This is a genomic window from Flammeovirga sp. SJP92, from assembly GCF_001583495.1.
Classification (GTDB): Bacteria; Bacteroidota; Bacteroidia; order Cytophagales; family Flammeovirgaceae; genus Flammeovirga.
The window spans coordinates 177,839-193,121 of sequence record NZ_LQAQ01000090.1; the positions used below are offsets into that span (position 1 = coordinate 177,839).

Below are 15,283 nucleotides of genomic sequence, written 5' to 3' on the forward strand. Positions count from 1 at the left end.
TTATTGATTTTAAAGAATCTATTGTTAATTTAACATGACTTTAAACACAAGAAAATTAAACTAACAAAATAATCTATGGTAAAATCAATAATCGAAAAAATTAAAAAGCGATTTGGTAATGATATTGAACGCTATTCTTATTCAGAAACTTATAAAACTTTTACATCATCCAATAAAGTAAGTTTAAAAGGTATTGCCTCAATTGCTCATCTAACAAATATAGAAGAAGATGAAAAAATAAATTAAGAAACAAAATTGAATCAATTCTATATCACTCTCTAATGTTGATTTTAGTCAATTAAGGCTAATTATTGAAATAATGGAATTAAATCTCATATGAATTCTGTTAACTTACATTGAAGTATTTAATGCAATGTAAACTAAGTTTTTAAATAGTTGTAAATATGAAGATCTATGTTGATCGTTTTAGTACACGAATGAAACTACTAACGCTTAACATTTACACCAATGGGTTTCTGCCCAAATGGTTTGGTAGTACTTCCTGGGTCTTGAAGGGAAAAGCTTGAAAGTAAATCATAAACAATTTGTAAGAAAGTCGACTGAAAGTTGGCGTTAATTTAGTTCACAATATGCTTAAGTACTCTGAATAATAACTTATCCTAATTCATTTTTAATGTTAACTGTACATACTTTAGATTTAAACTTCCTGGAAAATGAAGAGGCTATTGCTTCTTATTTGATTGAAACTTCAAATGGTCCAATCTTAATAGAAACAGGTCCATTTTCCACTTTCAAAAATTTAGAAAACCAACTAAGTAAACGTGGGTATAAACCACAAGACATACAACATGTTTTTATTACTCATATACATTTAGATCATGCTGGTGCCGCCTGGAAATTTGCAGAATATGGAGCAAAAGTTTATCTTCACCCTTTTGGGGAAAGGCATATGGCCGACCCAAGTAAACTTATGGCTTCCGCGAAAATGATTTACAAAGATGACATGGATCGTCTTTGGGGGGACATGAAGTCTATTCCGGCTAATCTATTACACGCTACTGAACATGAAGAAGTAATTACTGTTGGTGAGGTAGAAATCAAATCTTGGCATACACCTGGACACGCCAATCATCATATAGCATGGCAAATTGGTGATAATCTATTTACTGGTGATGTGGCAGGAGTGAAAATTGAAAATGGCCCCGTGGTGGCTCCTTGTCCTCCTCCAGATATTAATTTGGAGAAATGGCAAGCTTCAATTGATCTAATTCGTAAAATATCTCCTTCTAATTTATACTTAACTCACTTTGGAGCCGTTAGTGATATAGAAAGCCATCTTATTGCACTTGAAAAAGACCTTTATGATACCGCAGAACTAATTAAAGGTTATATTGACCAAGAATTGTCCCTCCCAGAAATGGAAGAACTTTTTATTAATCATGTAGATAGTGCATTAAGGGCATTAAATTTGACAGAAGAAATGCTAAAACAATATGATGCTGCTAACCCACCGTTTATGAGTGTGGCAGGGTTATTAAGGTATTGGCATAAAAAATTGAACTAGAAACTTTTTAATAGGTTAAACAAAATAATGGAGATAATCTCAGGTCTTGTTATTATATTTTTTGCATGTATTATTATCTGGAAAGCATGCGATGGTTTTGAAGATGCATCAGGATTCTTAGGCCGTAATATGAAGGGAGGAGTAAAAGGAGCGACAATCGATGCTATCGGTAGTTCAATGCCAGAGCTTTTTACTACTTTTTTCTTTTTAGTATTGACGGGCGACGCTGCTGGCTTTGCAAGTGGTATAGGAACAACCTCAGGTAGTGCAGTTTTTAATATTATGATTATTCCAGCTGCAGTAATCATGAGTGTGATTGTAGTTAATAGAAAAGTTCAATACATTAATGTGAACCCTAAGGTGATTCTAAGAGATGGTATTGCTTTGATGCTTGCTATTCTATGTCTTATTATATTCGTTTCAGAAAAAACATTGGAATGGTACCATGGTGTATTCTTAATGTCATTATATGTCGTTTATGTGCTTTCTTTATTCTTTGTGAAAATGGATTCAGAAGGAGATGACGATGACGAGTATGAATATGAAGCAGGTTCAGGAGGTAGACTGAAAGCATTGTTGAAGTTGGATTTATCTCATGCCATTTTAGGGAATAATGATATGAGTTCATCAAGAGCTTGGGTATTGCTAATTTTGTCAACTTCTATTGTTGGAGCATCTTGCCACCTACTTGTAACAGGCTGTGAAATGCTTGGAGATGGTTTGAACTGGAATACTTATGTGGTTGCACTGATCTTTGCAGCAGCGGCAACTTCAGTGCCTGATACTATTATCTCGGTAAAAAGTGCGAACAATGGAGCTTACAATGATGCAATTTCTAATGCATTAGGAAGTAATATTTTTGATATCTGTTTTGCTTTAGGTATGCCATTGACAATTTACACCTTGTTTTATGATAAAAATATTGTGATGACAGGTGGAAATGACGAGATGGACTTTATTGGTCAATTTAGAGTATTGCTTCTTTTCATGACTTTCTTTGCAACAGTGATTTTTTACATTGGAGCTAAAAGGAAGAAATTGGGTGCAAAGAGTGGCTATTTTTTAATGCTCCTTTATGTTCTCTTTATTGTGTACACATTAGCATATACTTATGATGCATCATTTATAAAAGGTTTAAGCGAAGGCCTAATCAGTATTAATGATTTCCTTGTCAACTTAAGTCCTTTCCATAAATAGAAAGAAAACTTATTATGATATGAAGGTCAGTTCTTTAAAAAAGAGCTGACCTTCTTTTGTTTGATGAAAAAATGAAATTATTTATCTTTCGTTTTAAAGAATAAAAAAAATGAACAAAGATAGATTAGATCAGTTATTTGCTTTTTATAAGGAGGATCCCTCAGACCCATTTGTAATTTATGGGATTGCTACTGAATACGCCTCTGCAGAGAATTGGGAAGAGGCAATAAAGTATTATGAAATTCTTTTGAAAGAGCATGTAACCTATACTGGTACCTATTATCATGCAGCCTATGCTTACGCTGAAAATGATCAGCCTGATAAAGCGGAAGAGACTTATAAAGTAGGTTTGAAAGTCTGTATGGAGCAAAAAGATCATCATGCTCATAAAGAATTACAATCAGCTTATACTAATTTTCAATTAGAAGAAGATGACGAGTGGTAAAAGTGTTTATTCTCTTTCACAACTCAATAGAAGTATTGAGCTTCACTTGTCAAAAGTACCCTCTTCGTTTTGGATAAAAGCTGAAGTTGCTCAATTGCAGTTTAACGCTGGTTATGCCTTTTTGGAATTGATAGAAAAGAAGGATAATCAAATCATTGCCCGAAACAAAGCTACGATTTGGGGAGCGGAATTAAAGGTGTTTCAACATCGATTAAAATCTGTTTTTAATGAAGTGCTAAAAGTGGGAGTAAATATTTTAGTAGAAGTTTCTATAAAATATCATGCTGTTTACGGTCTTTCTCTTCAAGTGGAAGATATTGACGAGTCTTTTAGTATTGGAGAGTTAGAACGACTTCGAAAAGAAAGTATTGCAAAGTTAGAAAAGTTAGGTGCTTTTCAATGGCAGAAACAACTTCGACTAGCTACTGTTCCACAGAAGATTGCTATTATATCTTCAGAAAAGGCGGCAGGTTTTGAAGATTTCAAGGAGCATTTGTTGTTGAATGAGTATCAGTATAAATTTTCTGTACAGCTTTTCAAAACATCTGTACAAGGACAAAATGCCAGTGAGCAACTGATAACCGCTCTTCATCGTGTCAATGAAAAAGATTTTGATGCAGTGGTGATTATTAGAGGAGGAGGAGCCAGAGCAGATTTGGCGGTTTTTGATGATTATCATTTGTCTTACGCTGTCTCAAAATGTGAAATACCTGTTCTTACTGGTATTGGCCACGAAAGAGACCTCTCTATAGTGGATATGGTGGCGTATGAGCATTTTAAAACTCCTACTGCTGTTGCATCTTTTTTGCTTGATAAAGCTTCAGCTTTCGAAAAGAAAATTGATGTAAGGCTTGAGAATATACATCGTATTCTTTCAAATAAAATTCAAATAGGTAAATCTAGTTTGAAGTTCCATATCACTAAAACATTACCGGCATTTCAAAAAAGGATTGAACTGGAAGATTTCAAAATAGAAAAGCATTTGCTTAAGATTAAAGCATCTTCAACAGCAAAGATTAATTTTGAAAGATATAAACTGAAGCAAAAGGAATCTTACCTATCAAGAAAGTCAATAAAAAGAGATGATAGTCGTCTTGATGAGTTATGGAGGGGAATCCAGCATATCATACAAGACAAGATGAAAGATGAACATCATAAATTATCTCTGAAAGAAGTTAAAGTGAAGGCAAAAGACCCAATGGAGGTATTAGCATTAGGTTATTCGATGACTTTGAAAGATGGAAAACTGGTTAATCCAAGTGAATTAAAAAAAGGAGAAAAAATTCAAACCTATACGCATGATAAAATTATTGAAAGTATAGTCGATAAAGTAGACGAAAAATTGTAATATTTTTCGAGTACCCCTTAACTTGCATCATCAAATTTGAAGAGAATGTCAGAAGAGAAAGAAAATTTAACATACGAATCTGCCCTTGAGGAATTAGAAAGTATTCAAAAAAAATTGGAGTTAGAGGAGGTGCCAATAGATCAACTTTCAAAATTGGCAAAAAGAGCGAAATTCCTTGTGAATTGGTGCAAAGAGAAATTAAAGGATATTGATAAAGAATTATCAGAAATTTTTGTCGAAGACCAATAGAATTTTTTGAATGAAAGAAACGCAGAATTTACCTTATTTTATTTCCAAAAGGTTAAGTCAACATAGAAACAACTCATTTACAAAGCTTATATCAAAAATAGCTATTGGTAGTGTGGCATTAGGAGTAGGTGCATTGATTTTGGCATTTTCTATTTTTTATGGATTTAAAGAAGGTATTGAAGAAAAACTGTTCTTACACGTTGGGCATCTGAATGTAGAAAAGTTTACAATGAATAGGAGTAAAGAAGAACCTCCTGTGAACGTAAATAAATCTGTCCTGTATGAGGAGAAGGATGATTTGCCAGGTGTGAAGAACGTATATAGTTACGCACATAAATGGGGTTTACTTAAATCCAACGATGAGGTTTCGGGTATCCTAATAAAAGGACTATCCAAAGATTATGATGTATCCAGATGGGAATCTCAGATGGAAGAAGGTACTTTTCCAACGTTTGAAGAGGACAAGAGAGGCTCCAAAGATATTGTGATCAGCAAAGCTTTGGCTAATAAAATGCATTTGAAGGTAGGGGATGACATTATCATCTATTTTATACAGCAACCTCCCAAAGCTCGTAATATGAAGATATCGGGTATATACAATACTGGTCTTGAAGATTTTGACGAGTTGGTCGCTTACGGGGATATAAATTTAGTAAGAAGACTGAATAATTGGGGAGATTCTTTAGTGGGAGGTATGGAACTGATGTTGCATAATTTTGATACCATCGATAATACAGCAGAGTATTTGGATGAGAATTATGTTGATGTTCATCTGATTTCAAGAAGTGTGAAAGATAAATATGCTCACTTTTTTGATTGGTTTCAGATGTTGTATAATAATGTTTGGATTTTCTTAATTGTGATTACAAGTGTGGCCATATTTAATGTGATCTCTATTATGCTGATTTTGATTATGGAAAGAACTTCTATGATTGGAACGTTTAAAGCACTAGGAGCAACCAATGATTTATTGCAGAAGATCTTTATTTTTGATGGTATTCGAATGGCAGTTAAAGGAATGTTGATTGGTAATTTTATTGCTATTTCCTTTGGTATCTTGCAGAATCAATTTCAGTTGATACCATTAGAAGCATCAACTTATTACTTGGATCATGTGCCATTCAGTTTCCATTGGGATACTATTTTGATCATTAATATTACAATTATCTTGTTGACTTCATTCAGTTTGCTTGTACCTACTTCAATCGTTTTAGGTATATCACCGATCAAGTCAATTAAATTTAATTAGATCATTATCGTTTTTTAGAATTTTATCTTTTTGAAGAATAGAATTTAAATATAACTTTGTGATGTTAGGTAAATATGAGGTAAATCCACCTCGAAATGCAACTCATTTACTTGACATTAAACCACTTCTTAAGGGAGTGGTTTTTTTATGACAAAAAACGCCTGTGTATTTTTTTGATACACAGGCGTTGAAATATAATTGAATCAGAATATTCAGTGAGGCTATTAGTATAGCTCAGGATATTCGTTGGGTTTAACTTCTGACATAATCTCATAAGCCGCCTCGAAAATATCTTCAGCATTTGGCTTAGAGAAATAGTCACCATCAGATGCATAAGCAGGTCTGTGAGGCATAGCAGAAATACAAACAGGAGAAGAATCTAAGAAATCATAAGCTTTCTGTTCATCCACTACTTGTTGCATCATATAGCCTGTTCCACCACCTGGCATATCCTCATCTGCAAAAATGACTCTGTTCGTCTTCTGGATAGAAGCCTTAATGATGCCAGTTGTATCAAATGGTAATAAAGATTGAACGTCAATAACTTCAGCACTGATACCAATTTTCGCCAATTGATCAGCCGCTTCCATTACAATTCTACACATTGAGCCATAAGTCACAATCGTAACATCTTCACCTTCCTTGATAATTTCAGGCATTCCAAGTGGAGTGCAAACTTCATCAATATTTTCAGGCATCTTTTCCTTCAAACGGTAGCCGTTCAGACATTCAACAATCAAGGCAGGTTCGTCAGATTTCAACATAGTGTTGTAGAATCCGGCCGCTCTAGTCATATTTCTAGGAACTAAAATATTAATTCCTCTCATGCTATGAATCAATGCCGCCATTGGAGATCCTGAGTGCCATACACCTTCCAGTCGGTGACCACGAGTTCTAATGATCAATGGGGCTTTTTGACCGCCTTTTGTTCTGTATTCCAAACAAGCAAGGTCGTCTGTCAATGCAGTGATTGCGTAGTAGATATAATCCAAATATTGGATCTCAATGATTGGTCTTAAGCCACGAAGAGCGGCTCCAATACCTTGACCCAAAATTGTGGTTTCTCTAATACCTGTATCAGTAATACGGATTTCGCCATATTTCTCCTGAAGATCGGCAAAGGCTTGGTTTACATCGCCAATTTTACCTACATCTTCACCAATTGCAAAAACAAGAGGATTTTGCTCAAACATTTTATCGAAGCACGCTTGCATGATTTCTCTGCCATCTACCATAGGAGAGTTGGCTGTATAAATCGGAAGTACTTCTTTAACATGTTTTGCCGCAGCCTCAGATTCGCTGTAAAGATGACTGCTGTATCTTTCGTAGTTTTCTCTTCTTTCTTTCTTCACCCACTCTTGCATATCCGTTTTAATAGGCAAGTTTGTTTTACGAAGTTCTCTAAGAGATTTTCTAACTACAGAAATAGCATCTTTACGGATAGGGTTGATGGTCTTCTTCAATTCTTTTGCTAAACGAAGAATCTCATTATTTTCAGGTAATGAACTTACAGCTCTATTCATTAGTTCCATTGCTTCATCGTATTCCTTTGTCATACTCGCTTTGAAACTATCCCAGGCCGCTTTTCTTTGGCTTTTTACCTTATCTAAACTTTCCTTTTCAAGAACAGCAATTTCTTCCTCTGTAATAAACCCTTCTTCCATTGCCCACTCTTTCATTTTCTTAAGGCAATCATATTCTAATTCCCATTCCAAACGTTCTTTTGATTTGTAACGTTCGTGAGAACCTGAAGTAGAGTGACCTTGAGGTTGAGTGACATTCACTACATGAATTAAAGAAGGAACATGTTCTTTTCTGGCAATATCTACAGCTTGCTTGTACGTTTTGACAAGGGCAGGGTAGTCCCATCCATCCACTGTAAATACTTCAAGACCATTAGAACCTTTTGTTCTTTGGAAACCTTTTAAAGCCTCGCTGACACTGTTTTTAGACATTTGGTATTCATTAGGTACAGAAATACCGTAACCGTCATCCCAAACAGCACAGACCATAGGAACTTGTAGAACACCAGCAGCATTAATGGATTCAAAAAATGCACCTTCAGCACAGGATGCATTACCAATACTACCAAATGTTACTTCATTTCCTTTATTTGTAAATTTTTTTGCAGTTTCATTATCAAATAACTCGGGGTTGTTTCTATATAACTTAGAAGCGTAAGCCAAGCCTACCATTCTAGGCATTTGACCCGATGTAGTAGAAACATCAGCACTTGAATTTTTTTGTTTAATTAAATCTTTCCAAGAACCATCTGAATTAATACTTCTGGTAGAAAAATGAGAGTTCATACATCTACCACCACTTGATGGTTCGGCTTCTATGTCAGTATGTGCGTATAATTGAGCGTAAAACTCTTGGATAGTTAATTGATTAATTGCAAACATAAATGTTTGATCTCGATAATAGCCTGAGCGAAAATCGCCTTCTTTGAAGAATTTGGCCATAGCAAGCTGAGCGACTTCTTTTCCGTCTCCAAAAATACCAAACTTGGCTTTACCCATGAAGACTTCTTTTCGACCAATCAAACTCGCATGTCTACTCTCAATAGCTATTCTGAGGTCATTCACTACTTCCTCTTTCGAAAAAGTGTATTCTGAGATTTGCTTTTTTGTCATCTTTATTTAGGACGATTTTAACTTTTCGTCATTATTGATTCGATGCAAAAATAAGGAAAAATGTGGTGTTTTAAACCTAAAATTCCTAAAGTGTAAAAAATACGTAAATTATTTTTTAACTCTTTAGGAATTCAAAATTTACAACTACTTATAGTTGAGTGGTTTAGAAGAATTATTAATTATTTCTTAATAATTCAATATATCTACTATGTCTCTCTAAGATATTTGCAACGTAATGTACAGGTTCTTTGCCTCTAGCATAACCAAACTTAACAACTTCGTCTCTGTAATAATTCTTATTACTCTTCAATAATAAGTATTTTTCTACATTGTCGTTCCACACAAGAGGATCATGTTCATATTTCTTTGCTAAGCGTTGAGCATCTCTAACATGACCTTGTCCTGTATTATAGGAAGCTAGAACAAACTTCATTCTTTCGTTTTCATCAGGAATATCTTTCCAGTATTCTTCTAACCACTTTAGGTATTTTGTACCCGCACGAAGGTTTTGACGAGGATCACGAGGATTGTTGGCTCCATACTCTTTAGCAGTTGCAGGCATCAGTTGCATTAAACCAACGGCGCCCACCCAAGATTTTGCTTTAGGGTCAAACTTTGATTCTTGATAAACCAATGATGCTAACATTAGCCAATCCCATCCTAACACTTCAGCTTGCTCTTTTATGATCTCATCATATTTTGATAGAAGACCTCTATGATCAACACTACTAAAGAATTCACTATCAAAACGCTTTGATTGAGCTCTGACATTTTTAAAATATTTATTATAAATAACATAGAAATCCGTGGTGTTTTTCATACTGTCCAACCAGTGATTGACTTTCGCTTTTAATTCAGGAGACTGCTTCCTTGTAGCCCAAGCTATTCTTTGAGGGAAACTGATAGCTGTCTCTATATCAATATCAGGATAATAAGTATTATTAAGCTTCGCGATATTTTCATCCGCTACCGTTAATTCAATCTCCTTATTAGCAACCTTATGAATTAATTCTTCAGTACTAGTGTTTTTATCAGCCAAAATAATATTGATGTCTTCACCCAACTCACTTTCTAGGTTTTTCAACCTTAAATGATAAGGAGTGTTCTCTCTGACAGTTACTGTTTTACCAGCCAAATCAATCACATTTCGGATCAATTGCTTGTCCGTTTTATGTTTGGCAATTTTTCTCCAGTTATCAGGTTTTCTCTGTACCAATACTTGTTTGATTTGAGCCAAAGAAGAAGTGAAATCAACTTTTTCTTGACGTCTTTTGGTGATAGCAAGTCCATAGGCAATCAGATCGCCATCACCCTTTTGCAATGCAAGAGAAAGGGAATCTATGCTTTTATAGACTTTCACATGTAATTCTAAACCCAAATCAGCAGCCAATTTTGAAAGGAGTTCATATTCATACCCCATAGTCTGACCTTTATAAATGAAATAGGATGTTGAGCTATAAGCAGTCAAGGCTATTAGCTTTCCTCTTCTTTTTATTTCTGGGAAATCTTTATTGCTGAATTTTTCTTCTTCTATCTCAGTTTCAACAATCTCTTGATTAGCATTACCGCTATTTTCTCCATTTTTAGTTGTAGTACAAGAAAAATGGAATAATAAGAGTATTAAAAAGTATAATAGATTATGCTTACTATGATTCATTGATCATTTGCTAGTTTATAAAAAATATTTAGGGTAAATATAATCTATAAACTTCTATTCTCAATGAAATTCTTAATCCATAGTAAAACCCATTACTAACACATCATCAGTTTGTTCCTCACTTTTTTTCCAAGTAGAGAAGGTGTTTTCAAGGCTGACCAATTGCATTTTCATTTCCAATAGGCGGTTTTCAAATAAAGTATTTTTGAGTTTTTTAGGCATGAATTTCTTTAACTTCTCACCTCCAAACTGATCTTGAAAACCATCACTGTACATATAAAAACGCATATTGTCATGGTATGAGAATTCATGTTTTGTAAAAGGAGCAGGAAGTTGATCTGGATGAAACATTCCAATAGGTTGTCGGTCTCCTTTGATGCAAATTAACTCATCGTCAGTGGTATATAATAAAGGGTTTTTAGCTCCAGAAAAAGAACAGGATTTGTTTTCACGGTCAAATACAGTAAGGGCGAGATCCATTCCATCTTTGTTGCTAGTGGTTTCTTGCCTTAATTTTTTTCGAATGGTTAGATCCAGTTCATTTAAAATCTCTGCAGAATCAAAAATTTGTCTATTGATAACAATATCGGTTAAAGCTTCAGAGCCCAGAAGAGACATAAATGCTCCAGGGACGCCATGTCCTGTGCAATCGACAGCGGCAATCACAGTATATTTTTCATGTTTGTAGAACCAATAAAAATCACCGCTAACAATATCTCTTGGTTTAAAAAAGATAAAGCCATCTTTCACAATTTCAGAAAATCGGTGGATGGAAGGAAGAAAACATCGCTGTATTTGCTGGGCATAATTTATACTTTCGACAATTGCATGATTCATGGATTCAATTTGTACATTTTTCTTTTTCTCAAGTTCCACATAAGCATCTTCAAGTTTTTTATTGCTTTCCTTGAGCATGTCATTCATCACAGAAATTTCTTCAGAGTTTTGTCGTACTTCTTCTTCTGCGGAAATAAGTTGACCGTTCGTTTCTACCAATTCATGGAGGGTTCTCAATTGCTGATCTACAAAAAACTTAGAAAGGAAGAAGAGCATTGTAGAAATCATTGAGAAATTGATCATCAATAGCATATTGAATACATGATAATTCTTTAATGACTTTGGTGTAATATGCTCAATATCATGATCAATGAGAATAACAATCCCCATGAGGAAAACGAAGATACACAGCCAATAATAGAGCGATTTTCCTTTATAAAACGCAAGGGTTGAAGTTAAGGCAAATAAAGACCAAATCATTACTACTCCTGTGGAACGTGTTCCTCCTAAAATTATTTGAAAGACAAAAGGGAGAAGTATTGAGAAAAAAGTCTGTAGTGCTTTACACGATCGTTTAAAATCTTTTGTAGCCCAGAAATAGAGATTGAAGATACTGAAAACCACATAGCCACATGGAATATAACCGGCAATATTGAGATTGAAATAAAATGAAAGACCACCCCAAGTTGCACCTCCAAAAGTCATCAGAATTGAAAATAAAAGGAAGTTTCTATCTGATTCTCTTTGGGTTACTTCTTCAAATATATCTAAGACTCTTTTTTTAGTAGATTGAAACAACGAGTAATTTATTAAAGGTATTTCAAGTTTTGTGGACATCTGTTATTCTTAAATAATGGCCTATCTTGTTTCGTCAGAATTACTAACAACTCTTGATAAATAGATAGGGTCAATAAATGTTATTGTAAATTTACATTGGTGTAAAATCACTGAAATACATTTAGATTAGCATTTTTAATATTAAGTCATTAGCAAATGAGATTTTTGACTTAGTAGTTATATATAATTTCGTGTTTTTTTTTATCAATAGATATCATTTATAAATATGTCACAAGAAAAATCTTTGAATTCTCCATTAGTAGTGATCACAGGACCTACCGCAAGCGGTAAAACGTCGTTGGCAACACATTTATCTGCGGAGATAAAGGGAGAGGTGATAAGTGCAGATTCTAGACAGGTTTATAAAAGAATGGATATAGGCACGGGTAAAGATATTTCTGAATATACGGTGAACGGAAAACAGATTCCATACCACCTGATTGATATATGTGAACCTGGAGAGACTTTTAATGTTTATCAATTTCAGAAATATTACACCAATGCAATTCATACGATTCAAAGAAACAATGCAGTGCCCGTTTTAAGTGGAGGGACAGGTCTATATATTGAAGCGGTGACATTAGAAGGCTATGAACATATTTGGATTCCAAGAAACGAAGAACTACGAGCTACATTAGAAGGGAAGTCCGTTGAGGTACTTTCAAAGATCTATCATGATTTGAAAACGGATCAAAGTAATACTAAAGATATTGATCATAGAGAAAGGTCATTGATTAGAGCTATTGAAATAGAAACGTTCTTTAATGGTGATCAGGTTTCAGAAGATCAGCCAGTAGAAATCCCAATGTTGCCCACTTATAACTTTGCAATGCTTATTGATAAAGAAACAAGATGGAGGAAAATCGAAAAGCGTTTAGATGAGAGGTTTGAGGAAGGGATGATTGATGAAGTGAAATCTTTATTGGAGGAAGTAGGTGCAGAAAAATTGAAAAGTTTTGGTTTAGAATATAGACACATCACAGAGTACCTTTTAGATGAGATCACTTTTGAAGAAATGAGAGAAATACTGATGGTTTCAATTCGCAAATTCTCTAAACGACAAATGACTTGGTTTAGAAGAATGGAAAAGAAAACGAAGATCCATTGGATTCCGGTGGAATGGGAAATGGAAAAGAAGATTGATTTTGTTAGAAAGGAAATTCAGCTCTAATTTATACTCTTTCTCCTTTCATTCGATCATTCTATACGATTATGTGGGGCCTGCACATTAAGTAGTAGGACAAAAATATCCATTTACTTTCGTCCTGGTCGTTGTATAAAAAAGAGAGTCGCTTTGTATGTAACAAAGTGACTCTCTTTTTGGTTATTTTTTCTTTTTCGGTATATAAATCGTCATATCATCATCTACCTTAATTGCCTTTTCAAAATTATTTTGTTGCTGGTAAGATGTATTGGACTGTTGTTGGTTAAAATAAGGATTATTTTGAGCTTGTTGCTGTTGCATCTTCATTAATCTCTTTCCTAAAATGCCCATTAGAAATTTAATAATGACTTTAGAGTATCTTTTAAAAAGAAATACAAATGCAGCGACAACAATTAATATTTTTATTAGCATAAGTATAATTTGTATAATTTAATTTCGTAATGTTTCTGTATTAAAGCTCCAATAATGAAAATATTGAAGACTTAAGCGTATATTTGTCTTTTTGCAAATATAAACACTTTATTATAACGGAAGATAAGGTGTGTATGTTTAATAATTGAAATTTCTTTAGGTTAAATTAATAAATGTTGGAAATCTTATATCAAGATGAACATTTTGTAGCAGTCAATAAACCCTCAGGGTTGATGGTGCACCCCTCTGAACTGACAGGACGTGAAGGAGAGTTTGCAATGTATCAATTAAGAGATCAGCTGGGGCAATATGTTTATCCTTGTCATAGATTAGATAGAGCTACCTCTGGTGTTTTGATCTTTGCATTCAGTTCAGAAATGTGTCAGCAGTTTCAGGAGTTGAACAATGAAAATGGAGAGGTGAAAAAAGAGTACCTTTCCATTGTAAGAGGACACTTGCTAGAAGGCAAGATGCTGACTAAAGACATCAAAAACAGGTACGATAAAGTATATAAATCAGCCAAAACATATATTGAACCATTGGAAAGAGTGGAGTTGCCAATTCCGGTGGGACCTTATCAAACTTCAAGATATACTTTAGTATTGTCTCGACCTTATACAGGAAAAACACATCAAATTAGACTTCATCTCCGTGGAGAAAATCACCCTATCATTGGGGATAGAAGATATGGAGATCACCGTCATAATAATATGTTTTTAGAGAAATTTCAGTTGGACCGATTATGGTTGCACGCTTGGAAATATAGTTTTGTCCATCCCCTAACACAAAAGTTGACGGAGATTAAAGCAGAATTACCAAGCGATTTTAAAGAGGTATTAACATTAATAGATATTAATTATGAGTAAGGTACTCGTTGGTGTATATAACGAATTGGAAGTGGCAAGGGTAACAGATTTTGGTTATTTCTTTGCAACGGATGATGGAGACGTTTTTATGCCCAAGCGATTAGCAAAAGAAGAGCTGAAAGTAGGAGAGACTACAACCGCTTTTATTTATACAGATCAAGATAGAAGATGGGTAGCAACGCACGAAAAACCAAAAGGGATTGTCGGTGACTTTGTTACTTTGCCTTGTAAAGATACAAACCGTATGGGTGCGTTCTTGGATTGGGGAATATCGAAAGATCTTTTTGTACCTTTTGCAGAACAAGAAGAGGCTTTAAGAAAAAAGAAGTATTATACAGTATATATTGATCTAGATAGAAAAACAGGAAGGGTTTTTGCTTCCACAAAATTATATAAATATTTATCCAGAGATACTTCATCTTTTTACACTGATCAGGAAGTTTTTTTATACATAGCTCATGAAGTAGAACTTGGGTACGAATGTATTGTCAATAAAAAATGGAGAGGTTTACTGTACAAAAATAAAGTTTTCAAAACTTTGAAAGAAGGAAGTAAAGTGAAAGGCTTTGTTTCTGCCATACGCCCTGACGGTAAGCTCGATCTAACTTTATCAAAATCTGGCTATCAATCTGATGATGTTGACAGAAAAGGAAAAGAACTAATACTTTTAATGAGAAAGAAAGGAGGTTTTATGCCTTTCAACGACAAAAGTCATCCGAAAGATATCATGCGTGAATTTCAGATGAGTAAAAAGCAGTTTAAGCAGATTTTAGGCTATTTATACAAGATTGGGGTCGTTGAATTTACAAATGAGGGGACAAAATTGGTAAATATTTAAATTTTGTAATTATTTTTAAAGAAACATTTTGAATATCAAATTAAGATGAAGTAATTGTATAATTATAACATTTCATTTTGATA

The 15,283-nt window shown here is 34.1% G+C and carries 14 protein-coding genes; 10 read left to right on the forward strand and 4 right to left on the reverse strand.

The features are described from left to right. Positions 1–75: 75 nt before the first annotated feature. The 7 genes from AVL50_RS33070 to AVL50_RS19605 all read left to right on the forward strand — a co-directional run bounded on the left by AVL50_RS33070 (position 76) and on the right by AVL50_RS19605 (position 6,013). On the forward strand, positions 76–246 hold the full coding sequence (locus AVL50_RS33070; protein WP_157491453.1) for a hypothetical protein: 171 nt from the start codon (positions 76–78) through the stop codon (positions 244–246). Positions 247–634: 388 nt separating this feature from the next. After that, positions 635–1,525, forward strand: a complete 891-nt coding sequence (locus AVL50_RS19580) for an MBL fold metallo-hydrolase (protein WP_062618178.1) — start codon at positions 635–637, stop codon at positions 1,523–1,525. 27 nt (positions 1,526–1,552) lie between these two features. Then, positions 1,553–2,722 carry a sodium:calcium antiporter gene (locus tag AVL50_RS19585; protein WP_062618179.1) on the forward strand — a complete coding sequence of 390 codons (1,170 nt, stop codon included), beginning with the start codon at positions 1,553–1,555 and terminating at the stop codon, positions 2,720–2,722. Between the two features lie 109 nt (positions 2,723–2,831). Continuing rightward, positions 2,832–3,167 carry a hypothetical protein gene (locus AVL50_RS19590; RefSeq protein ID WP_062618180.1) on the forward strand — a complete coding sequence of 112 codons (336 nt, stop codon included), beginning with the start codon at positions 2,832–2,834 and terminating at the stop codon, positions 3,165–3,167. Beyond that, positions 3,154–4,515, forward strand: coding sequence for an exodeoxyribonuclease VII large subunit (gene xseA, locus AVL50_RS19595; RefSeq protein WP_062618181.1), 1,362 nt, complete (start codon positions 3,154–3,156; stop codon positions 4,513–4,515). Before AVL50_RS19590 ends, xseA begins: the two co-directional genes overlap by 14 nt. A gap of 45 nt (positions 4,516–4,560) precedes the next feature. Continuing rightward, positions 4,561–4,764, forward strand: coding sequence for an exodeoxyribonuclease VII small subunit (gene xseB / locus AVL50_RS19600; RefSeq protein ID WP_062618182.1), 204 nt, complete (start codon positions 4,561–4,563; stop codon positions 4,762–4,764). 10 nt (positions 4,765–4,774) lie between these two features. Next, positions 4,775–6,013: an ABC transporter permease gene (locus AVL50_RS19605; protein ID WP_062618183.1), complete on the forward strand. Its 1,239-nt coding sequence runs from the start codon at positions 4,775–4,777 to the stop codon at positions 6,011–6,013. A 224-nt stretch (positions 6,014–6,237) separates the two neighbouring features. On the opposite strand, the gene AVL50_RS19610 is transcribed toward AVL50_RS19605, so the two are convergent. From AVL50_RS19610 to AVL50_RS19620, 3 genes are all read right to left on the reverse strand, one after another. Further along, a complete protein-coding gene (locus tag AVL50_RS19610) occupies positions 6,238–8,649 on the reverse strand; it encodes a thiamine pyrophosphate-dependent enzyme (RefSeq protein ID WP_062618184.1) in 2,412 nt (803 codons plus the stop codon). A gap of 175 nt (positions 8,650–8,824) precedes the next feature. Beyond that, entirely contained in the window at positions 8,825–10,306 is a 1,482-nt protein-coding gene (locus AVL50_RS19615) for a transglycosylase SLT domain-containing protein (RefSeq protein ID WP_062618185.1), read from the reverse strand. Positions 10,307–10,378: 72 nt separating this feature from the next. Further along, entirely contained in the window at positions 10,379–11,920 is a 1,542-nt protein-coding gene (locus tag AVL50_RS19620) for a SpoIIE family protein phosphatase (RefSeq protein ID WP_062618186.1), read from the reverse strand. Between the two features lie 226 nt (positions 11,921–12,146). Here AVL50_RS19620 and miaA point away from each other — a divergent pair, with 226 nt between their 5' ends. Continuing rightward, the gene (miaA, locus tag AVL50_RS19625; protein ID WP_062618187.1) at positions 12,147–13,091 is read left to right on the forward strand and encodes a tRNA (adenosine(37)-N6)-dimethylallyltransferase MiaA; all 945 of its coding nucleotides are present in this window, start codon (positions 12,147–12,149) and stop codon (positions 13,089–13,091) included. A gap of 153 nt (positions 13,092–13,244) precedes the next feature. Here miaA and AVL50_RS33405 read toward each other — a convergent pair whose 3' ends face one another. Beyond that, the gene (locus AVL50_RS33405; protein ID WP_172826885.1) at positions 13,245–13,385 is read right to left on the reverse strand and encodes a hypothetical protein; all 141 of its coding nucleotides are present in this window, start codon (positions 13,383–13,385) and stop codon (positions 13,245–13,247) included. A gap of 284 nt (positions 13,386–13,669) precedes the next feature. On the opposite strand from AVL50_RS33405, the gene AVL50_RS19635 reads away from it, so the two are divergent. Then, the gene (locus AVL50_RS19635) at positions 13,670–14,362 is read left to right on the forward strand and encodes a pseudouridine synthase (protein WP_062618189.1); all 693 of its coding nucleotides are present in this window, start codon (positions 13,670–13,672) and stop codon (positions 14,360–14,362) included. Next, positions 14,355–15,200, forward strand: coding sequence for a S1 RNA-binding domain-containing protein (locus AVL50_RS19640; protein ID WP_062618190.1), 846 nt, complete (start codon positions 14,355–14,357; stop codon positions 15,198–15,200). Before AVL50_RS19635 ends, AVL50_RS19640 begins: the two co-directional genes overlap by 8 nt. Positions 15,201–15,283 lie beyond the last annotated feature (83 nt).